We start from the raw sequence: 20,151 nt of genomic DNA, 5'->3' as shown, positions 1-20,151 counted from the left end.
CCTTCGTCTGAACGCGAGAATCTTTGGTCACCCGACCCCGGATCACTCGAGTTTATCGGCTTCGAAACACCTGGAGACGCATCCATGAGCACCGCGACCAACGACACCAAGACCTGGCCGGAACTGGCGATCGGGCTGTATGATACTTTGACCGGTCGAGGGGCGGAGATTACCTATGACTTCGAGAATTTCGAGGTCCTGATCCCCAGCAGTGCCGCACCCGACGCGACTCACGCCAAGTGGGTGATGAACGGGGCCCTCAAGATCCGGACCCGCGACGCCTCGAAGGGTTGATTCCCATGACCAACGCCCTCGACGTCGTCGGTGATCTGATGGTGGAAATGGGCGGGACCTCGGCCCGGGTCGAGGCCCGGGGCGAGACGATCGTCGTCGAGCTTCCCAGCTTCCGGGCCGGATACTCGCTCCTCAAACGATGGCCGGGGGGGCTCGCCCGAGGTCGGGCGATCCGCCGGATTCACGAGGGGCTCGATGCCGCCGGGCTCCGGTTGGAGGTCCGGATCGGTTCGAGGGCCGTCGGGCGACTGGGGGTCGGGGCGCGGGCCGGGCTTACCTCGAAGCTCCTGGGGCTCGCGCCGATGGAAATCCAGGTCGGCGGCCCGACCGGCCCGCGCCGGCGGACCGCCGATTGACCGGAGCGTCCGATGCCAGTCGATGACAAGCCGATCCTGATCACCGGGGCCAGCGGATATATTGGCGGGCGGCTGGTCCCGCAACTCCTGGCCAAGGGCTATCGAATCCGATGCCTGGCCCGGGACGTCCGCAAGCTCTCGGGCCGGGCGTGGGATGCCGACCCTCGGGTCGAGATCGTCCGGGGGGACGTCCTCGACCGGGCCTCCGTCCGATCGGCGATGGAAGGATGCCAGGCCGCCTATTACCTGGTCCATTCCATGCTCGCGGGCGAGAAGACCTTCGAGAAGCAAGACCGGGTCGCCGCCGAGAATTTCGCGACCGCTGCCGAAGAAGCCGGGGTCGGGCGGATCATCTACCTCGGCGGGCTCGGTCACCGGTCCGAGAAGCTCTCGCCCCACCTGGAGAGCCGGCACGAGGTCGGCGACGTCCTCCGGAGTGGCAAGGTCCCCGTGACCGAACTCCGGGCCGCGATGATCGTCGGCTCCGGTAGTGCCTCGTTCGAGATGCTCCGCGCCCTGGTCCACAAGCTCCCGGTGATGCTCTGCCCGCGATGGGTCGAGACCCGGACCCAGCCGATCGCGATCCGCGACGTTTTGGCCTACCTGGTCGGGGTCCTGGAGACCCCCGAGACCGCCGGGGGGACCTTCGACATCGGCGGGCCGGACATCCTGACCTACCGACAGATGATGACCCGATTCGCCGAGATCCTGGGCTATCGGAGGTGGATCATCACGGTCCCGGTCCTGACGCCCCGGCTCTCGGCCTACTGGGTCAACCTGATGACCCCCGTCAACGCGGGCCTGGCCTTCGCCCTGATCGAGAGCCTGGCCTTCGAGACGGTCTGCGAGGAGGGCAAGATCCAGGAACTGGTGCCGATCCCCCGGACCGGCTTCGACGACGCCTGCCGTTGGGCCCTCGACAAGGTGAACCAGAACGCCGTCGAGACCCGATGGACCAACGCCAGCCTGCCCCACCGGGTCGATCACATCACACTGCCCGTCCTGGAACTGGAACAATATGCGATCCGGGACGTCCAGCGATTCACCGCCGAGGTCCCGGCCCTGGCGCTGTTCGACAAGGTCCGACGGATCGGCGGCGACGTCGGCTGGTACTACGCCGAGTTCCTCTGGGAGATCCGGGGCTGGATGGACCGGGCGATCGGAGGCGTCGGGGTCCGCCGAGGGCGTCGCGACCCGGTCTCGGTCCGGATCGGCGACGCGATCGACTTCTGGAGGGTCGAGGATGTCGTCCCCGGCCGGAGGCTCCTGCTCCACGCCGAGATGATCGTCCCGGGCGACGCCTGGCTCGAATTCCGGGTCGAGCCCGACGGCGAAGACCGCTCCGAGCTGATCCAGACTGCCTATTTCAGACCGTCGCCCTTCTGGGGCAAGCTCTACTGGTATGCCTGCTTCCCGCTCCACTGGTTCGTCTTCAGCGGGATGGCCCGGAACATCGTCCGGGCCGCCGAGCGGGACGCCGAACCTCGACCCGTGCCCGCCCCGCTCGGGCCGGGATGATCGATGGCCGGTGAACGCGTCGCCCGATCACTCATCGGCCATCGATCATGGATCAACCGGGGTTCAGGGTTTGCGTTGCTGCTGGAGCATCCAGCCGATCAGGGCCGGGTCATCATAAGCCCGGTCCCAGCTGTTGTGGCCGACCTCGCGATACTCGGTGTACCGGACATCGCCCCCGGCGGGTCGGAGTGCGGCGACCATGTCGCGGGCGTTCCGGACGGTCTCGATCCGGTCGCGGTCGCCGACGACGACCCAGGTTGGCAGACCCTTGATCTTCGAGGCGTCTTCGGGCTCGCCCCGTCCGCAGATCGGGACGAGGGCCGCGAATCGGTCGGGATGGGCCGCGGCGATCGACCAGGTTCCCGCCCCGCCCATAGAGAGGCCGGTCAGGACGACCCGGCTCTTGTCGACCTTGTAGGCCGCCTGCACGTCATCGAGCGCCGCGAGCGCGGCCTTGGCGTCGTCCGAGTCGGCGGCCCAGGTCTTCGACGCCTGGGGCAAGACGACGATGGCCGGGAACCGATCGGGATGCGCCAGGATCGCGGCCCCCAGGCCGATCTGCCCACCTTGAATCCCATCATCGCCCCGCTCGCCCGAACCGTGGAGGAACAGGACGGCCGGGTACTCCTTCGAGCCGTCGTAGCCGGTCGGGACGTAGACCGAATACTTCCGATCGCCCGAGGGGGTCTTGACCGTCCGGAGGTGGAACCCGGGGGCGTTAGGCTGATCGTCAACCTTCGCGATGGGCAGGGGCTGGATCAGGACATCCTTGAACTCGACCTTCATCGGGCCGCCCGCGTGAATCTGCACGGCGATCCGCCCCTCACAAGAGATCCCGGAGTCGGTTTCACGGTAGTCGACCGAGGTCACGCCGTTCAGCGAGATCGTGATGTGGTCGCCCATAGCTCGGACCATCACGTGGTTCCAGTCCCCCAGATGGAGCCCTTCGATCGCCTTGGGGTTGGCCTGGGTGAGGATCCGATTCCGCCTCGACTCGTCGTAGAGGCATCCCCAGTAGCCCTCGCCGATATCGGCCTGGTAGCCCGACATCTCGTGACCCGGCACCCGGACGCTCCGGAACTGCACGCCGCTGTTGCCGACGTTGTCGGTCAGGCGGACCGAGTACTGGAGGATGAAGTCAGCATAGCTCGCGTCGGTCGCCAGGAAGTTATTCTCCTTGATCCCGGGCGATTCGCCCACCAGCACGCCGTCGCGTGCCGACCAGAGGTTGGGATCGCCCTCCCACCCCGTCAGGTCCTTGCCGTTGAACAATGGAGTGAATCCGGCGGTCTCGATCAGGGCCGGCTCGCCGTCGAGCTGCCGGGCCCAGTAGGACATGATCGAGCAGTAATATGTTGGGCTCAATTCGGAAGGCCCGCCGGGTTTCGCGGCATAACCGCCGTCGGACTGGCGAAGGCCGGCGATGTAACCCCGGAGCCGGTTCAGGTCGGGCTTCTCCTTGAGCATGTAGAAGCCCCGCATGATCCGATACGAGGACCCCAGGTCGGACGGGCCGTCCCCTTCCGACCACCCGCCGTCGGGCCTCTGCCCCTGTCGGAGCGCGGCCAGGATCGCGCCCTTCTGGGGCTCCTCCAGGGTCACGCCCATCCTCAGGAGCGCAACGACCCTGGAGCCGGTCGCGCGGGCCTTCTCCGGGCCGGTCCCGAAGGTCCCGTCGGGATTCTGCCCCTCCTTGACCAGCTCGGACCATCGGGGGAAGTCCAGCGAGTTCGCCCGGATCGCTTCGAGTCCGGCGACGGCCATCCGGACCTCCTCGAAGGTCCCGGCATTCCTCGAAAGGAAGGCGTTCGCCCCTTCTTCGTAAGGCTTGGGATCGAGCTTCAGGGCCGAGATCGCCATCAGGCCGATGGCCGTGGTCACGACGTCGGGCTTGCCGCCCGGGGTCGGGGCGAACCCCCCGGAGGCCGGGTCGTGGCACGACCGGACGTAGGCGATGGCCCCCGGGACATCCGGGACCGAACCGCCGACATACCCGAGGATCCGGATCGCCGACGAGGTTGAGCCCAGGCTCGACGCCTGGCCGGGCTTCGCGGCGAACCCGCCATCCGGATTCTGGAACGCCGACACATAGGCGGCGGTCTGCCCGCGTTCCGCCGCGGACTGGGCGAGCACGGGGCCGGCGAGCCCCGCCACGCTGAGGATCACGATCGCGAGTCGGCACTTCATGGAAGAAACTCCTCGGGGAGAGGTCGGCTGGGCATCGTCGCCAGTCTGCCAGGCCCCCAGCTCGGGAGCAACCGCCGAGCCGGGCAAACCCGAATCCCGCAAGATCCGGGGGCGCGACCGAAGGCTCATTTCGCGTCCTCGCGGCCATCCGCCCGGAACGCAACCCCCTGCAAGAACAACACTTACTCCAAGGTTAACCGCAATTAATCCGGAGATCATGATGGTTTAAGGTTGACTCCCTAAGCTTCCTCCATGTTCCGACCCGATCGGCATTCGCCATCGGGAAGCTTGGAGGAGGCTTGTCATGAATTCATCGACGATCGAAGTCCTGATCCTACCGGCCCTCCGGGGGGCCTGCCTCGGCCTCGCGGAAGGGTTCCTCATTTTGTACGCGATGGCCCTCCTTGATCTGGCCCTCGGCCGGATTATCGGCTGGATCATCGGACGAGTCAGGTCCTGCCGGATTGGGCACGACACGCCGTCGAGCATCCGTTCGCGAGGCCGGATCGACCCCCGGATCGCGCATCGTCCCCGACTCCTCCGCGATCTTTGAAGCACATCGTCCCGAACCGATCGAGGAATTCCGATGACCAGCACCCGCAAAAATCGCCCTGTCCCCCCACAACTCGCCCGACTTACGTGTTCGACAAGAACGACCGATCGGGAAGAATCGATTCGATGGAGCCGCAACGCTCGGGCCGTCTCCGAGGGGAACAACCTCCTGGCGAGGTTCGGCCTGATCGCGAAGGACCGCGGGACGCAGGACGATCTGGCCGTCTTGAGCCTGACCGCGACCGATGACCAGGCCGCCTACTCCTTGGTGGGCCGGGGGCGATGGATGTGAGGGTGATTTCGAAGCTCCGAGGTAGAATGATCCGGGACGACGGGCCGAACTCGGGTAGGATCATGCCATGGGGATTCGCATCTTGATGGTCGAGGACGATGATCTGATCTCCTCCTCCGTCTCTCGCGGGCTCCGCGAGGAAGGATTCATCGTCGAGCAGGCGGCCGACGGGGAGTCCGCCTGGTCGGCCCTGCAAACCGGCTCGTGGGATCTCGTGCTGCTCGACTGGTGGCTCCCGGCCCAGGACGGCCTGACGATCCTCCGCCGGTTCCGCCAGCGCGACCGCGACACTCCGGTCCTGTTCCTGACGGCGAGGGACGCGGTCTCCGACCGGGTTCGCGGGCTGGATGGCGGCGCCGATGACTACCTGTGCAAGCCTTACGCCTTCGACGAGCTGCTGGCCAGGGTCCGGGCCCTGCTCCGCCGCGGCGAAGGTCGGCCCGGCACGACGCTCCACTTTCGCGACGTCGCGGTCGACCTGGCCACCCAGAGGGCCGAGCGGGGCGGACATCCCCTCGACCTGACGGCCAGGGAATATGGGCTGCTGGTCTTCTTCCTCCGCCATCCCGGGCAGGTCCTCTCGCGGACGAGGATCTACGAGCACGTCTGGGAGGAGCGTTACGACGGCCTATCCAACACGCTGGAAGTCCACGTCTTCGAGTTGAGGCGCAAGCTCGAGGCCCACGGCGGGAGGATCATCCTCACGCTCCGAGGCCGGGGCTATGCCCTCGGCGAGCCCGGAGAAGCGGCCTCATGAACCTATCGACGCGCCTCTCGCTGTTCTTCCTGGGGGCCCTGGCCGTGGTGCTCCTGGGCTTCTCCGGGGCCCTCTACCTGCTCGGCCACTCCTACTTGACCCGTCAGATCGACGAGCGGCTGGAGAAGGCCCTCGACACGCTGGAAGCGGCGGTCGACGTGGAGACCGACGGCCTGGAGTGGGAGCCGGAGGACCGCCGATTGACCCTCGGCATGGACACCGGGGTCGAGGATGTCCGGTGGATCATCCAGGACCGGCTCGGCGGCCTCATCGACCAATCGCCGAACATCCGTTTCGGCGAATTTTCCCCGCCCTTCGTCTCCAAATTACTGCCCGAGCGGGCCGGCGACGCGACTTCGATCGGCGACTTCGACGACTGGTGGATCGCCCGGAGGCATCTCCGCTTGCCGGAACTCTTGAAGATCGGCAAGGGCCATCCCGAAGACGACGATCCCGGGGACGATGTCGAATACCCGGAGCTGGTCCTGACCGTCGGGCTCTCGCCGGCCCCGATCAAGTCGAGCCTGGGACGCCTGGCCGTCGCGTTGGCGGGGGTCTCGATGGCACTCTGGCTGCTCTGCGCCGCCGTCGGTCGCCGACTCTGCCGGAGTGCGCTGTCGCCCATGACCCGGATGGCGAAGGCCGCCCGCGAGATGACGGCGGCGGACGGCGGTTACCGGCTCCCGAGCCCGGGGACCGGCGACGAGTTGGAGGATCTCGGCCGGGCCTTCAACGAACTCCTGGGGCGACTCCACGCCACGCTCGAACGGCAACGCCAGTTCACCGGCGACGCCTCCCACCAGCTCCGGACCCCGCTCGCGGGCCTCCTGAATCTCGTCGAGGTCATCCGACGCCGCCCTCGACCGCCCGAGGAGTACGAGCAGGCCCTGGATCAGGTCCATCGCGAGGCCGAACGACTCCGACAGATCGTCGAGGCCCTCCTGTTCCTGGCCCGGACAGAGAGCGAGGCGATGGCCCCCGATCGCGAGCCGATCGACCTCACCGCATGGGTCCCCGAGCAGCTCGGGCGCTGGTCGGATCACCCCCGGGCCGCCGACCTCCGCGTCGAAGTGCCCGATGATCCGGCATGGGTCCGTGCCCACCCCTCGCTCCTGGCCCAGCTCCTGGAGAATCTCGTGGAAAACGCCCTGAAGTACAGCGACCCGTCGACGCCGGTCGTCGTCTCCTGCCGCTCGGAATCGGGCCTGACGAACCTCGTGATCGAGGACTCGGGGATGGGGATGACGGACGACGAGCTTGCCTCCATCTTCGACCCGTTCTATCGTTCCCCCCAGGCCCGTCGGCTCGGCCGGGGCGGCGTCGGGCTCGGCCTCTCGGTCGTCCGACGGATCGTGGTCGCCTCCGGCGGGTCGATCGAGGTCGAGAGTCAACCCGGACGCGGGACCCGGTTCGTGATCCGCTTCCCGGGGGCGAAAGCGAGCGAGATCGAGCCGTCGAGGACGGCCGCCGCGATCTGACCAGCGTGGCTGGAAGGAGGCTCGGGGCCGATCGTGTAGACGGGCCGAAGGTCGCGTGAAGTCTCGGAAAAGTTCGCGGCAATGGCTCGCCTGCGGGGTCAAACTCGGCGAAAATGCCGGAGAAATGCGGCAAATGATCCGACCACTGGCGCCGGGGCGATCCGGGCAACGATCTCACGCAGGACCATCGACTCATGTTTGAAATCAACGAAATTCGCGAGGCCGCCCGACGCGAGGGCAAGGTCAGCCGGCGGTTGTTCCTGGCCTCCGGGGCGGCGATGGCCTCCCTGCCCTGGCTCGCCGGCCGTTCCATGGGCTCGATCTCGCGCCGGTTCGCGCTCGGGGATGACCCGTTCACCTTGGGCGTCACCTCGGGGGACCCCACCAGTTCGGGGGTCGTCCTCTGGACCCGGCTGGCTCCCCGGCCCTTCGAGCCCGGCGGCGGGCTCCCTCCCGAGGCGATCGACGTGACCTGGGAGATCGCCGACGACGAGTCCATGAAGCGGATCGTCCGCCGGGGGACCGCCGTGGCCACGCCACAGCTCGGCCACTCGGTCCACGTCGAGGCCGAAGGGCTCGAGCCCGACCGTTGGTACTGGTACCGGTTCCGCGCCGGGGACGCCGAGAGCCGGATCGGCCGAACCCGGACCCTGCCCGGGGCGTCGACCCGACCCGACTCGCTCCGGTTCGCCTTCGCCTCCTGCCAGAACTACGAGCAGGGCCTGTTCACTGCCTACGAGCACATGGCCAAGGATGAATTGGACCTGATCCTCCACCTCGGCGATTACATCTACGAATACGGGGGTCGGGACGGGAAGGTCCGCAAGCATCTGGGCGAGGAGATCAACAGCCTGGATGATTACCGGATCCGCCACGCCCAGTACCGGGCCGACCCCTTCCTCCAGGCGGCCCACGCCCGATGCCCCTGGCTGGTGACCTGGGACGACCACGAATTCGACAACAACTGCGCGGGGGCTGTTTCCGAGGAGTCGGGGGTCGATCCGGTCGCCTTCCTGATCCGCCGGGCCAACGCCTATCAGGCCTATTACGAGAGCATGCCGCTCCGGGCCGGCTCGATCCCCCGAGGGCCCGACATGCAGCTCTACCGCAAGGCCTCCTACGGTCGACTGGCCGAGCTGCTCGTGCTCGACACCCGCCAGTATCGGACCGACCAGCCCAACGACGACAAGGGGGCCGAGCTCAACGAGAATGCCCTGGATCCGAGGAACACCATGCTCGGGGCCGAGCAGAAAGGATGGCTCGAAGAGTCGCTCCTGGCCTCGCCGGGGACCTGGAACGTCCTGGCCCAGCAGGTGATGATGGGGATGGTCGACCTCTCTCCGGACGAGAACGACCGCTACTCGATGGACCAGTGGCCGGGCTACGCCCACGAGCGGATGGAGCTGGTGAAGTTCCTCGCCGACCGGAAGGTCCTGAACCCGGTCGTCCTGACCGGCGACATCCACTCCAACTGGGTCAACGACCTCCGGGTCGACGACCGGAAGGCCGAGACGCCCGTGGTCGCCGCCGAGTTCGTCGGAACCTCGATCTCCAGCGGGGGCAACGGGAACGGCGAGACCAAACGATTCGAGGCGCTGAAGGCCGAGAACGCGGGCCTCAAGTTCTTCAACGCCCAGAGGGGCTACGTCCGATGCACCGTGACGCCCACCGCCTGGCGGAGTGATTACATCGTGGTCGAGGACGTCACCAGGCCCGGAGCCCCGGCAATCAACAAGGCCTCGTTCGTCGTCGAGGCGGGCAAGCCCGGCGTCCAGGACGCCTGATGTTCCGACCTCAAGCGAAAGGCCGGGATTGCGACGATTCGCAACCCCGGCCTCCTGAGATTTCCGGACGCCTCGCTTGGTCGGCGGAGCTTCGCCGCGCCGTCCCGGCTCAATGCCGGAACAGGAATTCCTTGGAGTTGATCAGGACCCAACCAAGGTCCTCGACGGCCTGGCGTCGGTCGGCGGACGAGGTGAGGTGCTTGGCGGCGGCGGCGGTCTCGGTGGCGTTGGGTTCCCGGGCCACGGCGACGAGATAGAGCTCGCGGGTGATCTGCTCGGGAGTGGCCTCGGACTTGGCCAGGCGGGCCATCCGTCCGTTGTCGTCGCGGAGCTTGCCGTTGACCGTGGCACCGCCGATGAGCTGCAACGCTTGCGAGAGATTCGAGTCGCTCTCTCGCTCGCACTCGCAAGCCAACTCGCGGGCCGGTCGGCCGAAGGTCTTGAGGAACGGGTTCTCCATCTTGCCGTCGGGGATCTGGGTGGCTCGCGTCCCCTTGGGCAGGCCATCGAACGGCGTCGAGGTGCCGGTGACCGACGAGATCGCGTCGAGCAGGACCTCGGCGGGCAGGAGCTTGGTCGCGGCGTGCGAGAAGTAGAGGTTGTCGGCCGCGTTGAACTCGTTGGTCTTCGACGAGAGCTGATAAGTCCGGCTCACCAGGATCGAGCGGACCAAAGCCCGGAGGTTGAACCCGCCCTTGACGAAGTCGGCGGTCAGGCCGTCGAGCAGCTCGTCATTGGAGGCGGGGTTCGAGTCGCGGAAGTCATCCACCGGCTCGACGATCCCCCGGCCCATCAGGTGATACCAGACCCGGTTGACCAGGCTCTTGGCGAAGAACGGATTCTCCGGGCCGGTCAGCCAGTTCGCCAGCGACTCTCGACGATCGAGCATGTTCGGGTCGGGCGAGCCCGAATCGTCGAAGGTCGGGCCTCCCAGGGCCTTGGGCTTCATCACCTTGCCGGTCCGGGGCTGGCGGACCTCGCCCGAATCGCCCCCGTAGACCACCTCATCGGTGGGCAGGCTGCCGGGCTTCCGCTTGATCCGGGAGAAGAAGGCGGCGAACCCGTAATAATCATCCTGGGTCCATCGCTCGAAAGGGTGGTTGTGGCACTTGGCGCACTGGATCCGGACGCCGAGGAAGAGCTGAGCGGTGGTCTCGGTCGAGTTCTCCGGGTCGCGGCTGATCCGGTAATAGTTCGCGGCCGGGTTCCGGAGGGTCGAGCCATTGGCGGTCAGGAGTTCCCGGACGAACTGGTCGAGCGGGACGTTCTGCTCGAGGTTCTCGCGGATCCAGCGGTTGAACGCGTGAGTCCCCTTGGTCTCGATCAGTCGTCCGTTGGCCCGGAGGATGTCGGCAAACTTCAGGGTCCAGAAGTCGGCGAACTCGGGGCGACCCAGGAGCCGGTCGACCAGCCTGGCCCGACGGTCGGGCGAGGGGTCGTTCAGGAAGGCCTCGACCTCCTCGGGCTTGGGCAGGATCCCCAGGGCGTCGAGCGTGGCCCGTCGGATGAACTCGTTGTCGGTGCAGGTCTCGGACGGGCTGATCCTCATCCGGTTCAGCTTGGCGAAGACGGTCTGGTCGATCGTGTTATCCCGGGGAACCTCGGCGACCTGGAAGCCCGGGACATCCACCAGATGCGTCAAGCGGACATTGGCGACGAGGTCGAGGTAGTGGGCGATGATCGCGACCTCGCCCCGGTTCTTGAACGCGACGTATCCGTCGGCGTCCACGTCGGCGATCTCTGGGCTGGACGAGTTGAAATAGCAGATCGGGGTCACGTCGCGTGACGACCCGTCGGCGTAGTGCACGACCACGGCGACTTGCTGGCTCGTGGCCGGTGCGTTCAGGACCCGGGCACCGGGGAGGATCTCGAGCTTCACCGCGAGCGGGGCGGCGGGGTCGTCCTTCGCCCCTTCCTTCATCCAGTCGCGGAGATACTCGTAGGACTTCGAGTTGCGGATCAGGCGAAGCCCGCCCTCGTGGGCCACCTCGCCGGTCGGCTTGCGGAGCAGGATGCTCGACTCGGCGGCCATGACGTTAATCCGCCGACCGCCGGCCTCGCGGGTCAGGATCGTGAAATCTTGATCGGGGAGGTAACCCCGGAGGCTCAGGCGGAACCCGCCCTTTCCGGTGGGAGTCCCGTGGCAGGCGCCCATATTGCAATTGGCCTGGCTGAACGCGGGAATCACGTCATTCCGGAAGCTGACCGGTCGGACGGCCTCCATTCCCGAGACCTCGACCGTCGCCTGGACGTCGACGCTCCCCCCCCGAGCCACAATGGTGGCCTTGCCGTTCCCCACCGGGACCACCTGTCCCTTGGGCGAGACTGTCGCGATGGTCGGGTCGAGACTGCTCCAGGTCAGGGCCCTGGTCAGGTCCCTCATCGAGCCGTCGGGGTCGGTCGCCGAGGCGATCAACTGGCGGGTCGCCCGCTGGCCAACCAGGGTCGATTGAGCCGGCTCGATGGCGACCTTCGCCGGCGATCCGATCGGGTCGACCGGCGTGTCGGAGGCCGGGGCAAGGGCCGGGCCCAGGGCCGTGACGGCCGACAGGACGAGCCAGTGGATCCGTCGAGGGACGCGCATGGATCAGTCCTCCTTGGGAGGGTAGTTGTAGGCTAGGGTAGGTCGTACCTCGCGACCCGGACAGTCGGCAGGCCCATTCGTCGGGCGGTCTCGGGGGACTTTCCAGTCAAACCAGGCGGGAGCGGTTGGTATTGCTTCGCGCCATGTTGACGAATGTTTGAAGCGAAGTCAAACCTGGAAATCTCCCGTTCCAGGATTCCCCAAGGTCGAAGACCCTCAAAACCACCCATCAGCCCGTCGGTTCCAGGATTCGAAGTCCCGCTTCACCGAAGATGATTCGAGGAACAAGACTTCGGGAAGAACAGGATGACCACCCATACCACCCTACAACATTTGTTGGAGAAAGTCGACGAGCCGGACGCGTGAACTCGTCGAGACCCACCGGGATCACGAGCGGATGATGGGCCTTCGCAACGCTCGACACCCCTCCTCGGGGCATTATTCTCATCGTTTTTGAAAGGCGCGGGCGACCTATCTGAAGCCGCATGGAGGGGATGGGTCAGGCTCGCCGGAGGAGCCTCAGGGCGTTCGCCGTCACCAGGATACTGACCCCGACATCGGCCAGGATGGCCATCCAGAGGGTCGCCAGGCCGAAGACGGCCAGGACGAGGACCAGGGCCTTCGAGCCCAGGGCCAGGGCGATGTTCTGCCGGATCCGCGAGAGGGTATCCCGGCCCAGTCGGACGAGCCAGGGGAGCGCGGCGAGGTCGTCGGCCATCAGGACGACGTCGGCGGTTTCCAGGGCCGAGGCGCTGGAGATCCCCCCGAGCGCGACGCTGACCCTCGCGGCGGCCAGGGCCGGGGCGTCGTTGACGCCATCGCCGACCATCCCGGTCGGGCCTCGTCGGTCGTTCAGCTCCGTGATCGCGCGGGCCTTGTCGAGCGGGAGGAGCCCGGACCGCTGGTCGACGATCCCAAGTTCGCGGGCCATCGCGGCGGCCGTGGGCTGGTTGTCGCCGGTCAGCATGACCGTCTCGATCCCGAGCGCGGCCAGCTCGGCGATCACGGCGGCGGCCTCGGGCCGGGGCCGGTCGGCCAGTCGAATCCAGCCGATCGGGCCGCTCTCGGTGATCAGGGCCACCGAGGTCCCCACGTCTCCCTCGGCGCGGCCCAGTCGGGCGTGGAAGTCGGGCGGGCAGAAGCCCGACTCGTCGATGTAGCGATGGCTCCCGATGTGATAGTGCTCCGAGCCGACCCGCCCCGAGGCCCCCAGGCCGGGGGTGGCCTGATAACCATCGGCCGTCGGGACCTGAAGCCGCAAGGTCCGGGCGTGCTTCGAGATCGCCCGGCCCAGGACATGCCCCCCCTGGTCGCTCAGGGCCGCGGCGATCCTCAGGACGTCGGCATCGGCCCGGTCGCCGGTCGGGACCACTTCCACCACGTCGGGCTCGCCCCGGGTGAGGGTCCCCGTCTTGTCGAACGCCAGGACCCGGAGCCGGCCCATCTCCTCCAGGAACTGCCCTCCCTTGAGCAAGACTCCCCGACGACTGGCCGACGCCAGCGCCGACGCCAGGGCCACCGGCGTGGCAATCACCAGGGCGCAAGGGCAGGCAATCACCAGGATCACCAGGCCCCGGGCGAACCAGGTGGCCCACTCCGCCGGACTTCCCGAGCCGAGCCGGACCGCGGGCGGCCCGAGCATCACCGCCAGTGAGATCGCGACCACCATCGGCGTGTACCAGGCCGCGAATCGCTCGACGGTCCGCTCCACCGGGGCTCGGCTCGCCTGGGCCTCGCGGACCCGCTCGGCCACCTTGGCGATCAGCGAATCCTCGAACGTGCCCGACGCCTCGACCTCCAGCGCCCCCTCGCCGTTGACCGATCCGGCAAACACGACATCGCCCACCTCGCGGACGACCGGGACCGACTCGCCGGTGATCGCCTTCTGGTCGACGCTGGAGCGTCCCGAGACGACCGGGCCGTCCACCGGGACACGCTCGCCGGAGCGGACCCGGACCCGGTCCCCAGGCCGGACCGCGGAGGCCGGCACGATCGAGATGGCCCCATCCGGGCCGATCACCTCGGCGTTCTCGGGGGCGACCTCCAGCAAGGCCCGGACGGCCCGGCGAGCCCGGTCGACGCTCAGGGCCTCCAACGCCTCGGAGAGCCCGAACAGGAAGGCCACCGTCGCCGCCTCGTCCCACTGCCCCAGCGCGATCGCGCCCAGGATCGCGGAGAGCATCAGGACGTGGATATCCAGGCGAAACCCCCGGAGGCTCCGGAAGGCCCGAGGGGCAAGGTCCAGACCACCGGCGGCCACGGCCAGTGCATACGCGATCGTCGAAGCGTTCGGGCTCGCCGTCCCCCAATCGATCAGGACGCCCACCAGGAGCGATAGGCCCGAGGCCGCCGTGGAGGCCCATCGCCCGTGCCTCGACCACCAGCTCCCGGCCTGCTCGGGGGCGCCCGCCAACTCGGCCTGCATGCCGGCGCGTGCCGCAATCCGACGGATCAGTGCGGAGGGTTCGGTCGCCTCGGGGTCATACTCGATCGTCAACATCCCGTGGATCAAGTCGAAGCCAAGGTTGCCGATCCCCGGGCCGCCTTCGAGGGCGGCGCGCAGCGGAGCAACCTCGTTCGGGCAGTCCAACCCTCGGACTTTCAACGTGCAGCGTGCTCGGCCCATGTCGCGCATCCTTCGAGCGGCGATCTTCCTCGGTCAGAGCCGTCTCGCCAGGCTCCCGGAACGGTCGCCTCGCCAGTCGGTCCGCTCGAAATTATAGCCGCGATCGAAACTTGCGAGAACTCGGACTCGATCTTCTCGACGACCGCGCTTCGGATTGCGTCCGAGGATCGCGGGCTCTAGACTGGGAATTCGGCCCGATGCGCGAGGCCCGCCATTCGCCCGCAATTTCCTCACGAATCGGCCGCGCAGGTCGCCCGGAGCGAGCCGCATGGGACGCGTCTACCTGATTCGTTACGGCCTGGCCAATGCCGTCGGCCGCTTCGCGACCGACTCCGAGAGTTTCGAGCCGGGCCGGTGGGTGGTGATCCGGACCCACCGGGGGGCCGAACTGGGCCGAGTCCTCGCCGAAGCCCCGCCTGCCCCGGATTCCGAGCCCGGGCTCGCCCCGATCCTCCGGCAGGCCGGCCCCGACGATCTCGAACGGTCGAACCAGGCCGTGCTCGATCGTCGCGTGCATTTCGATGCCTGCCGGGCCATTTTCGATGAAGGAGATTGGCCGCTGGAGTTGATCGACGCCGAGCCCTTGCTCGAACCGGGCCGGACGGTCCTCCATTACCTCGGGCCTCATCGTCTCGACGCTTCCGGTCTGGTCGCGGCCCTCCGGTCTCGCTGCGGGCTCGACGTCGTCCTGGAACCGGCCGGCCGCGACGTCCCGGAAAGCGAAGCCGAGCCCGAACCCGAGCCCGAATCTCACGGATGTGGCGATTGCGGTTCGTCCGGGGGTTGCGGATCGGGCGGATGCGGGACGGAGTCGGGCGGATGCGCGGTCAAGGCCATCGTCGCCTCACGCCGCCGCGTCCACGCCGAGGGCTGATTTCGTCCGGGCTCGCCCCGGCGAGATCATCTCACAGCCAAGGCCCCATCGCGGGCCTGGGTTCGATGTTGCGCCAAAGTGTCAAGACGAGTTTCAAAGAAAAATTGCGAAAACGAAAAATCGAGTGCTTAAGCGGGACCAAAATCCCTGATCTTGATGGACGAGCGGTCTGCACTGCAACATCAAAATCACGGAGCTTGGACAACTCATGCGTCGCCACCACAATCCCCGCTACGCCCCCGAAGCCCTGGAACGCAAGCTGAGCCCCTCGGGGATCGTGGCCATCCCGGTCGCGGCAGAAATTTATATCCCGACGACGCGAGTCGCCACCACGAACACGTCCCCCCCCGTGGTCAAGAAAGACCCGATCCCGACCGACCCGAGCAACCCGGTACCGATCGACACCACCACCCCGACCAGCCCCGCTCCCCCTTCGGGTGACGGCACGCCTCCGATCTCCAGCCCGAGCGGCTCGGGCGGCACGAGCGAGCCTGCATAAAGCGAGCGATTAACGAGGTCGGATGATCGGGGCCTTCCGGATCGGATCGATCCGGAAGGCCCTCTTAATTGCGCCTACGAATCGATCGGGACGAGTTCAAAATCGGACGGGCTTCTCTCGGATCCGGTCGAGGATCTCTCCCCGAAGACCCTCGAACTTCCGGTCCTTCGCGAACCAATCATCCCGGAACATGGGATGGACCTGAAACGCCCGTTCGAGGTGCTCGGCGACCTGAAGGAGTTGGCCGGGATCGGACCGGGCGGCCGACGCGAGAATCCGGGCCATCAGGTAATAGGTCTCGCCCCGAGGGGCGAGTTCGTGCCGATTCCTCATGTCTCCCGAAACGAGGGCCTCATCCCGGAGTGCCCGGGACCGGTTGACGAGTGCGAGGCTCTGTTGGGCCAGTTGCATCGCTTCGTCGGCCCTGCCTTGCTCGGCGAGGTCATGAGCGACGTAATGGAAGGAACGGATCGCGGTCGGCTCCTCGCGGAGCAATTCCTCGAAGCGAGGATGGGCGATCAAGGCGGCGAAGACATCGGTCGAGGCTCGGACGTCTCCCAGTCGGACTAGCAAGCCTCGCTGATAGCGTGCCTTGAGGTGATCGGGATTCGCAGCGATCACGCGATCGTATTCGGCGAGTGCCTCGGAGTGACGGCCGCTCATGAACAGGGCGTGGGCGAGGGTCGCGCGGGCGTCGCCGTCATAGCGGTTGGCATCAAGGGCCTGCCTTGTGAGGGATTCGACCTCGGGGACATCGATAACGCGATTCGACCCGTAATGGGCCATGATCCTCACGCGATGCATCAGTGAGGCAGCGGGGCCGTGGGATTTCGTCAGGAGTTTGAACCGATTGACGTCGGACTCGACGCTCCGGGCCTGGCCGGCGGTATGGAGGATGACCGCCCTGGTGAAGTTGGCCTCGGCGAAGTCGGGGTTGAGGTCGAGCGCGTTGTCGCACTCGGCGATGGCCTCGGCGAAGCTCTGGTCTCGTCCGGATCGGGCCGTATCCCGATCTTGCTTGAAGAGCAGGCTTGCCAGATGGACGTGGAGGGCCGGATTGTCGGGCCTTTGGGCGATGCACCGGCGAATGTGCCGCTCCGCTTCGGGATAGTCGTCGATCCGGCATGCGACAACGGCGGCGCGATAGTGGGCCCAGAAGTGATCGGGGCGAGCGCGAAGGACGTCGCCATAATGTTCGCCCGCCTCCCGGGCGTGGAGCCGTTCGGACGCGACGCCTTGAAGGTAATCGTCCAGCCATCGGGGAGGTCGGGGGACGTCGGCCGGGCGCGGCCCGGGATCGGGCAGGCCAAGCTTGGAACGCAGCGACCGGATCTCGGCCCGGAACGCCGCCAGTGGCTTCCGGGCGACATTCTGCTCCAGGAGGCCCAGCGCCCGCTTCCAGTCTCCGGGAGAATCCGGGCGATCGCCCAGCGCCATGGCCAGTCGGAGCACCTGCTCGTCGAGCCAGGCCTCGTTCTCGGCGTGCTCTCTCTCGGGTAGCCAGGCGACGTCAGCCCGATTCCGCCAGTCGGGATCGGCCTCGACGCCGTACCAGGAGAGTAGCCGGCCCGCGATCTCGGCGGGATCACCGGGGCGATCCTGCCAGTTTCCGAGAAGGCGAGAGGGGAAGATATCCGGGTCGCTCCCGCCGGGGATCATCGACCATCGGGCGCTGGCCTGATCGCGTTTGGAGCCCATGAAGATCATCGTCGCGAAGCCCCCGACCGCCAGGCTCGCGGCCAGGGACAGGAGCCCGGCGGCCAGGACACGTCGACCACGCCGGACTCGTCGGGCCAGGGCTGCTTCCCGCGTCTCATCGGCGAAGACGAGCGGACGATCTTCCCGCCAGCAGTCGAGGTCCTGGGCCAGCTCGACGCCCCGGGCGTAGCGGTCGGCGGGGTCCGGCGCCAGGCATTTCGCCAGGATCGAGCGGAGCGTCGGCGGGATCGAGTGCCGGCCTCGACCTCGGAGCGGCCCGGGGAGGTCGCGGCGGGATCGTGCCAGGGCCTCGGCCGAATCGCGGGGGCTCCCCCCCGTCGGGCGAGGGACCTCGGGGCCCCGACCGGTCAAAGACTCAAGGAGGACCAGGCCCATCCCGTAAAGGTCGGCCCGGTGAAGATCGATGGGGCGACCTCCCACTTCGTCCGGCCCGCGGGCGATGGCGTGGAGCCGCTCGGGGGCCATGTAGGCCAGCGTCCCCCCGGCGTCGGAGGCCGGCTCGCCCCGGCCGATCCCGTGCCAGTCGACGGCCAGGTTGAAGTCGAAGAGCATCGGCGTCGCCTCGGCCGTCAGCAGGACGTTCGAAGGCTTCAGATCGCCGTGGGCTACGCCTCGTCGGTGGGCATGGTCGAGGGCCTCGGCCAGCCGGGCGACGATCCAGGCGATCGCCTTGGGATACGAGATGTCGGCCAGAATCTCGCGGGCAGGACGAGACATCCCCGATGCGGGATACTCCGGGGCGGCGACGCGATCGAGGTCGGACAGGAGATCCTTGCCGGACCGGGCTGCACGGCCGATCGATCGGCGACGTTCGAGGACCGAGGCCAGGGTCGCCCCGCCCAGGAAGGGCATGCAGACCAGGTGGAGCGCCCCGTCGTCGGCGACGGCATGGCGGAGGACCTCGACGATGTGGGCGTGCCTGGCCCGGGCCAGCAGCCTCGGCTCGGCGGTGGCGCGGGTCGAGACCTTGACGACCACCTGGCGATTGTCGAGATCGGCCTGTTCGGCCAGGAAGACGCGAGCGAAGGCCCCCCGGCCCAGTTCCCGGGTCAGCGAATAAGGCCCGATCTCGTCGCCGGCCGAGGGGAGGTCGGCCGGCTCGGCCCAGGCGCGGAGCATCGAGGCCGGCAGGGCACCGTGGAGCGAGAAGAGTCGATTCAGCGCGTCGGCCTGCTCGGGGAAGCGACGGAGGTACTCGGTCGGGTCGGGTTCGAGATCCGACGCCTCGGCCAGGCAGTATTCGTGATAGATCAGCTCGGCGGAGTCCGCCGGCGCGAGGAGGCCGAGGAATTTCTCGGCCTGGGGATGATCGCCCCGCTCCCAGCTCCTGGTGAACTCGTCGAGGATCGTATCGAGCGTCGCGGTCGTGCCGGCCTCGCTCGGCGGAGGAGTCGGTGCGGGGGGGCGTCGGCGGGCTCGCCTCGGGTCGGTCGAGGCCGTCGGGCGGGGGCCCGACCAGTGCCGATGAACCGGGGCGCGATGTCGGCGAATTCGGGGATTCATCGCCATTGCCGATTCTCCATCCGTGCTCGAATCGCATCCCGTTCGCGAATCGACTCGATCACCCGACGGACCGACCGCTCACCGATCTCGAGTTTCTTCGCGATCTCCTCGAAGGTCAGGCCCTGGCGACGGAGTTCGACGATCTTCACCTCGTCGGCGGATCGCCCCTCGGTCAACTGGCCGAACCGATCGCGAGCCTGGAACGTCTCGCTCGCCGATGGGTCCGGGGCCGCGACCTCGCGCGGGACCTCGCGTTCTCCCTTGCGGACGTACAGCCGCTCCTCGCGACCGAGGTCGTATTTCTTGGTCCTGGTCAGCCGTCGATGTTCCTCGAAGACCTTGTTCCGGGCCACCCCGGCCAGGTATCCGCGAAAATGGTGGGCATCGGCGAACTCGACGCACTCATCTGCCTTGCCCGTGAAGACGCTGGTCCAGATCGCCTGGACGAAATCCATCGAGTCGAACTGATTGCGGAGGGCCCGAGGGAGCCGCACCCGGACCATCGTCCGGACTTCGGGCTCGAACTGGCTCAGGATAGCGGAGATCGCCGCGCCTTCACCCGCCCTGGCGCGTCCGATCAGATCGGCGAAGTCGACGTCGTCCATCACCGTGTCCCTCGGACCTGGGAGGTCACCGCCCGCAGGGTTCTCGAAGTCGCCAGGACTGGAGAGATGCTCGACGACGTCCTCGTCGTCAGACCGCCCGGGGAGTGAACTATCCCTTGGATACGGTAAAGAAGGCTTCAAGGCGAACATTATTATAGCCGAAGCCAACTTCTTTGCGAAGGAATAATCGTCGACCGATTGGTTTTTTGGCATCGGGTCCATCCCTTAGATCGAACACGGCCGCGAGGGACAATGCGGCGGAGACCGACGAGAGGCTTCGCCGAGCTATGTTAGGACATTTTTCGGGTCAATCCTGAATTTTAAAAAAAAGAGCGCCGGATTTTCGCCCCGTTCTCAACCAGCTTGTTGACGACGAGAGCTGGGCTTGCCGGGAGATCACCCCGGGGCCCTCCGAAGGTCCCACCAAGAGCCATACGCACCAACTTAGGATTAAAAGGGCCGGGAGGGTTGCGACTTGCTGTCGCGACCGGGTCGGCTCGGTGCGGATGGCCCTGGTCCCCGT

The 20,151-nt window shown here is 67.3% G+C and carries 15 protein-coding genes; 10 read left to right on the top strand and 5 right to left on the bottom strand.

What is annotated here, in order from left to right:
• Nucleotides 1–84 precede the first annotated feature (84 nt).
• From P12x_RS01835 to P12x_RS01825, 3 genes are read left to right on the top strand one after another with little or no spacing between them, the layout of a single operon-like run.
• Entirely contained in the window at nucleotides 85–294 is a 210-nt protein-coding gene (locus P12x_RS01835; RefSeq protein WP_435009117.1) for a hypothetical protein, read from the top strand.
• A gap of 5 nt (nucleotides 295–299) precedes the next feature.
• Nucleotides 300–650: a hypothetical protein gene (locus tag P12x_RS01830; protein WP_435009116.1), complete on the top strand. Its 351-nt coding sequence runs from the start codon at nucleotides 300–302 to the stop codon at nucleotides 648–650.
• A 12-nt stretch (nucleotides 651–662) separates the two neighbouring features.
• On the top strand, nucleotides 663–2,168 hold the full coding sequence (locus tag P12x_RS01825; RefSeq protein ID WP_435009115.1) for an SDR family oxidoreductase: 1,506 nt from the start codon (nucleotides 663–665) through the stop codon (nucleotides 2,166–2,168).
• Between the two features lie 63 nt (nucleotides 2,169–2,231).
• On the opposite strand, the gene P12x_RS01820 is transcribed toward P12x_RS01825, so the two are convergent.
• Nucleotides 2,232–4,484, bottom strand: a complete 2,253-nt coding sequence (locus tag P12x_RS01820) for a family 16 glycoside hydrolase (protein ID WP_435009114.1) — start codon at nucleotides 4,482–4,484, stop codon at nucleotides 2,232–2,234.
• 175 nt (nucleotides 4,485–4,659) lie between these two features.
• Here P12x_RS01820 and P12x_RS01815 point away from each other — a divergent pair, with 175 nt between their 5' ends.
• The 5 genes from P12x_RS01815 (at nucleotide 4,660) to P12x_RS01795 (ending at nucleotide 9,218) form a co-directional block, all read left to right on the top strand.
• Nucleotides 4,660–4,908 carry a hypothetical protein gene (locus P12x_RS01815; RefSeq protein ID WP_435009113.1) on the top strand — a complete coding sequence of 83 codons (249 nt, stop codon included), beginning with the start codon at nucleotides 4,660–4,662 and terminating at the stop codon, nucleotides 4,906–4,908.
• Between the two features lie 33 nt (nucleotides 4,909–4,941).
• On the top strand, nucleotides 4,942–5,199 hold the full coding sequence (locus tag P12x_RS01810; protein ID WP_435009112.1) for a hypothetical protein: 258 nt from the start codon (nucleotides 4,942–4,944) through the stop codon (nucleotides 5,197–5,199).
• Between the two features lie 67 nt (nucleotides 5,200–5,266).
• Entirely contained in the window at nucleotides 5,267–5,956 is a 690-nt protein-coding gene (locus tag P12x_RS01805; protein ID WP_435009111.1) for a response regulator transcription factor, read from the top strand.
• Nucleotides 5,953–7,434, top strand: a complete 1,482-nt coding sequence (locus P12x_RS01800; RefSeq protein ID WP_435009110.1) for a sensor histidine kinase — start codon at nucleotides 5,953–5,955, stop codon at nucleotides 7,432–7,434. Before P12x_RS01805 ends, P12x_RS01800 begins: the two co-directional genes overlap by 4 nt.
• A gap of 194 nt (nucleotides 7,435–7,628) precedes the next feature.
• Complete coding sequence (locus P12x_RS01795) at nucleotides 7,629–9,218, top strand: alkaline phosphatase D family protein (RefSeq protein ID WP_435009109.1); 1,590 nt, start codon at nucleotides 7,629–7,631, stop codon at nucleotides 9,216–9,218.
• Nucleotides 9,219–9,327: 109 nt separating this feature from the next.
• Here the strand turns inward: P12x_RS01795 and P12x_RS01790 are convergent, their stop codons facing one another.
• Nucleotides 9,328–11,802, bottom strand: coding sequence for a DUF1549 domain-containing protein (locus P12x_RS01790; RefSeq protein WP_435009108.1), 2,475 nt, complete (start codon nucleotides 11,800–11,802; stop codon nucleotides 9,328–9,330).
• 499 nt (nucleotides 11,803–12,301) lie between these two features.
• The gene (locus P12x_RS01785) at nucleotides 12,302–14,428 is read right to left on the bottom strand and encodes a heavy metal translocating P-type ATPase (protein WP_435009107.1); all 2,127 of its coding nucleotides are present in this window, start codon (nucleotides 14,426–14,428) and stop codon (nucleotides 12,302–12,304) included.
• Between the two features lie 268 nt (nucleotides 14,429–14,696).
• On the opposite strand from P12x_RS01785, the gene P12x_RS01780 reads away from it, so the two are divergent.
• Together P12x_RS01780 and P12x_RS01775 are read left to right on the top strand one after the other, a co-directional pair.
• Nucleotides 14,697–15,302 (top strand): PSP1 C-terminal domain-containing protein, encoded by a 606-nt coding sequence (locus P12x_RS01780; RefSeq protein ID WP_435009106.1) that lies wholly within the window; start codon nucleotides 14,697–14,699, stop codon nucleotides 15,300–15,302.
• A gap of 208 nt (nucleotides 15,303–15,510) precedes the next feature.
• Nucleotides 15,511–15,801 (top strand): hypothetical protein, encoded by a 291-nt coding sequence (locus tag P12x_RS01775; protein ID WP_435009105.1) that lies wholly within the window; start codon nucleotides 15,511–15,513, stop codon nucleotides 15,799–15,801.
• 96 nt (nucleotides 15,802–15,897) lie between these two features.
• Here the strand turns inward: P12x_RS01775 and P12x_RS01770 are convergent, their stop codons facing one another.
• Both P12x_RS01770 and P12x_RS01765 read right to left on the bottom strand, forming a co-directional pair.
• Nucleotides 15,898–19,029, bottom strand: a complete 3,132-nt coding sequence (locus P12x_RS01770; RefSeq protein WP_435009104.1) for a protein kinase domain-containing protein — start codon at nucleotides 19,027–19,029, stop codon at nucleotides 15,898–15,900.
• Nucleotides 19,020–19,628: an RNA polymerase sigma factor gene (locus P12x_RS01765; protein ID WP_435009103.1), complete on the bottom strand. Its 609-nt coding sequence runs from the start codon at nucleotides 19,626–19,628 to the stop codon at nucleotides 19,020–19,022. The genes P12x_RS01770 and P12x_RS01765 overlap by 10 nt, the downstream gene beginning before the upstream one ends.
• Nucleotides 19,629–20,151: the final 523 nt, after the last annotated feature.

Source organism: Tundrisphaera lichenicola, assembly GCF_051175385.1.
GTDB classification, from domain to species: Bacteria; Planctomycetota; Planctomycetia; order Isosphaerales; family Isosphaeraceae; genus Tundrisphaera; species Tundrisphaera lichenicola.
The sequence above is the reverse complement of the archived record's forward strand: the minus strand, read 5'-3'. Positions and strand labels throughout refer to the sequence as shown.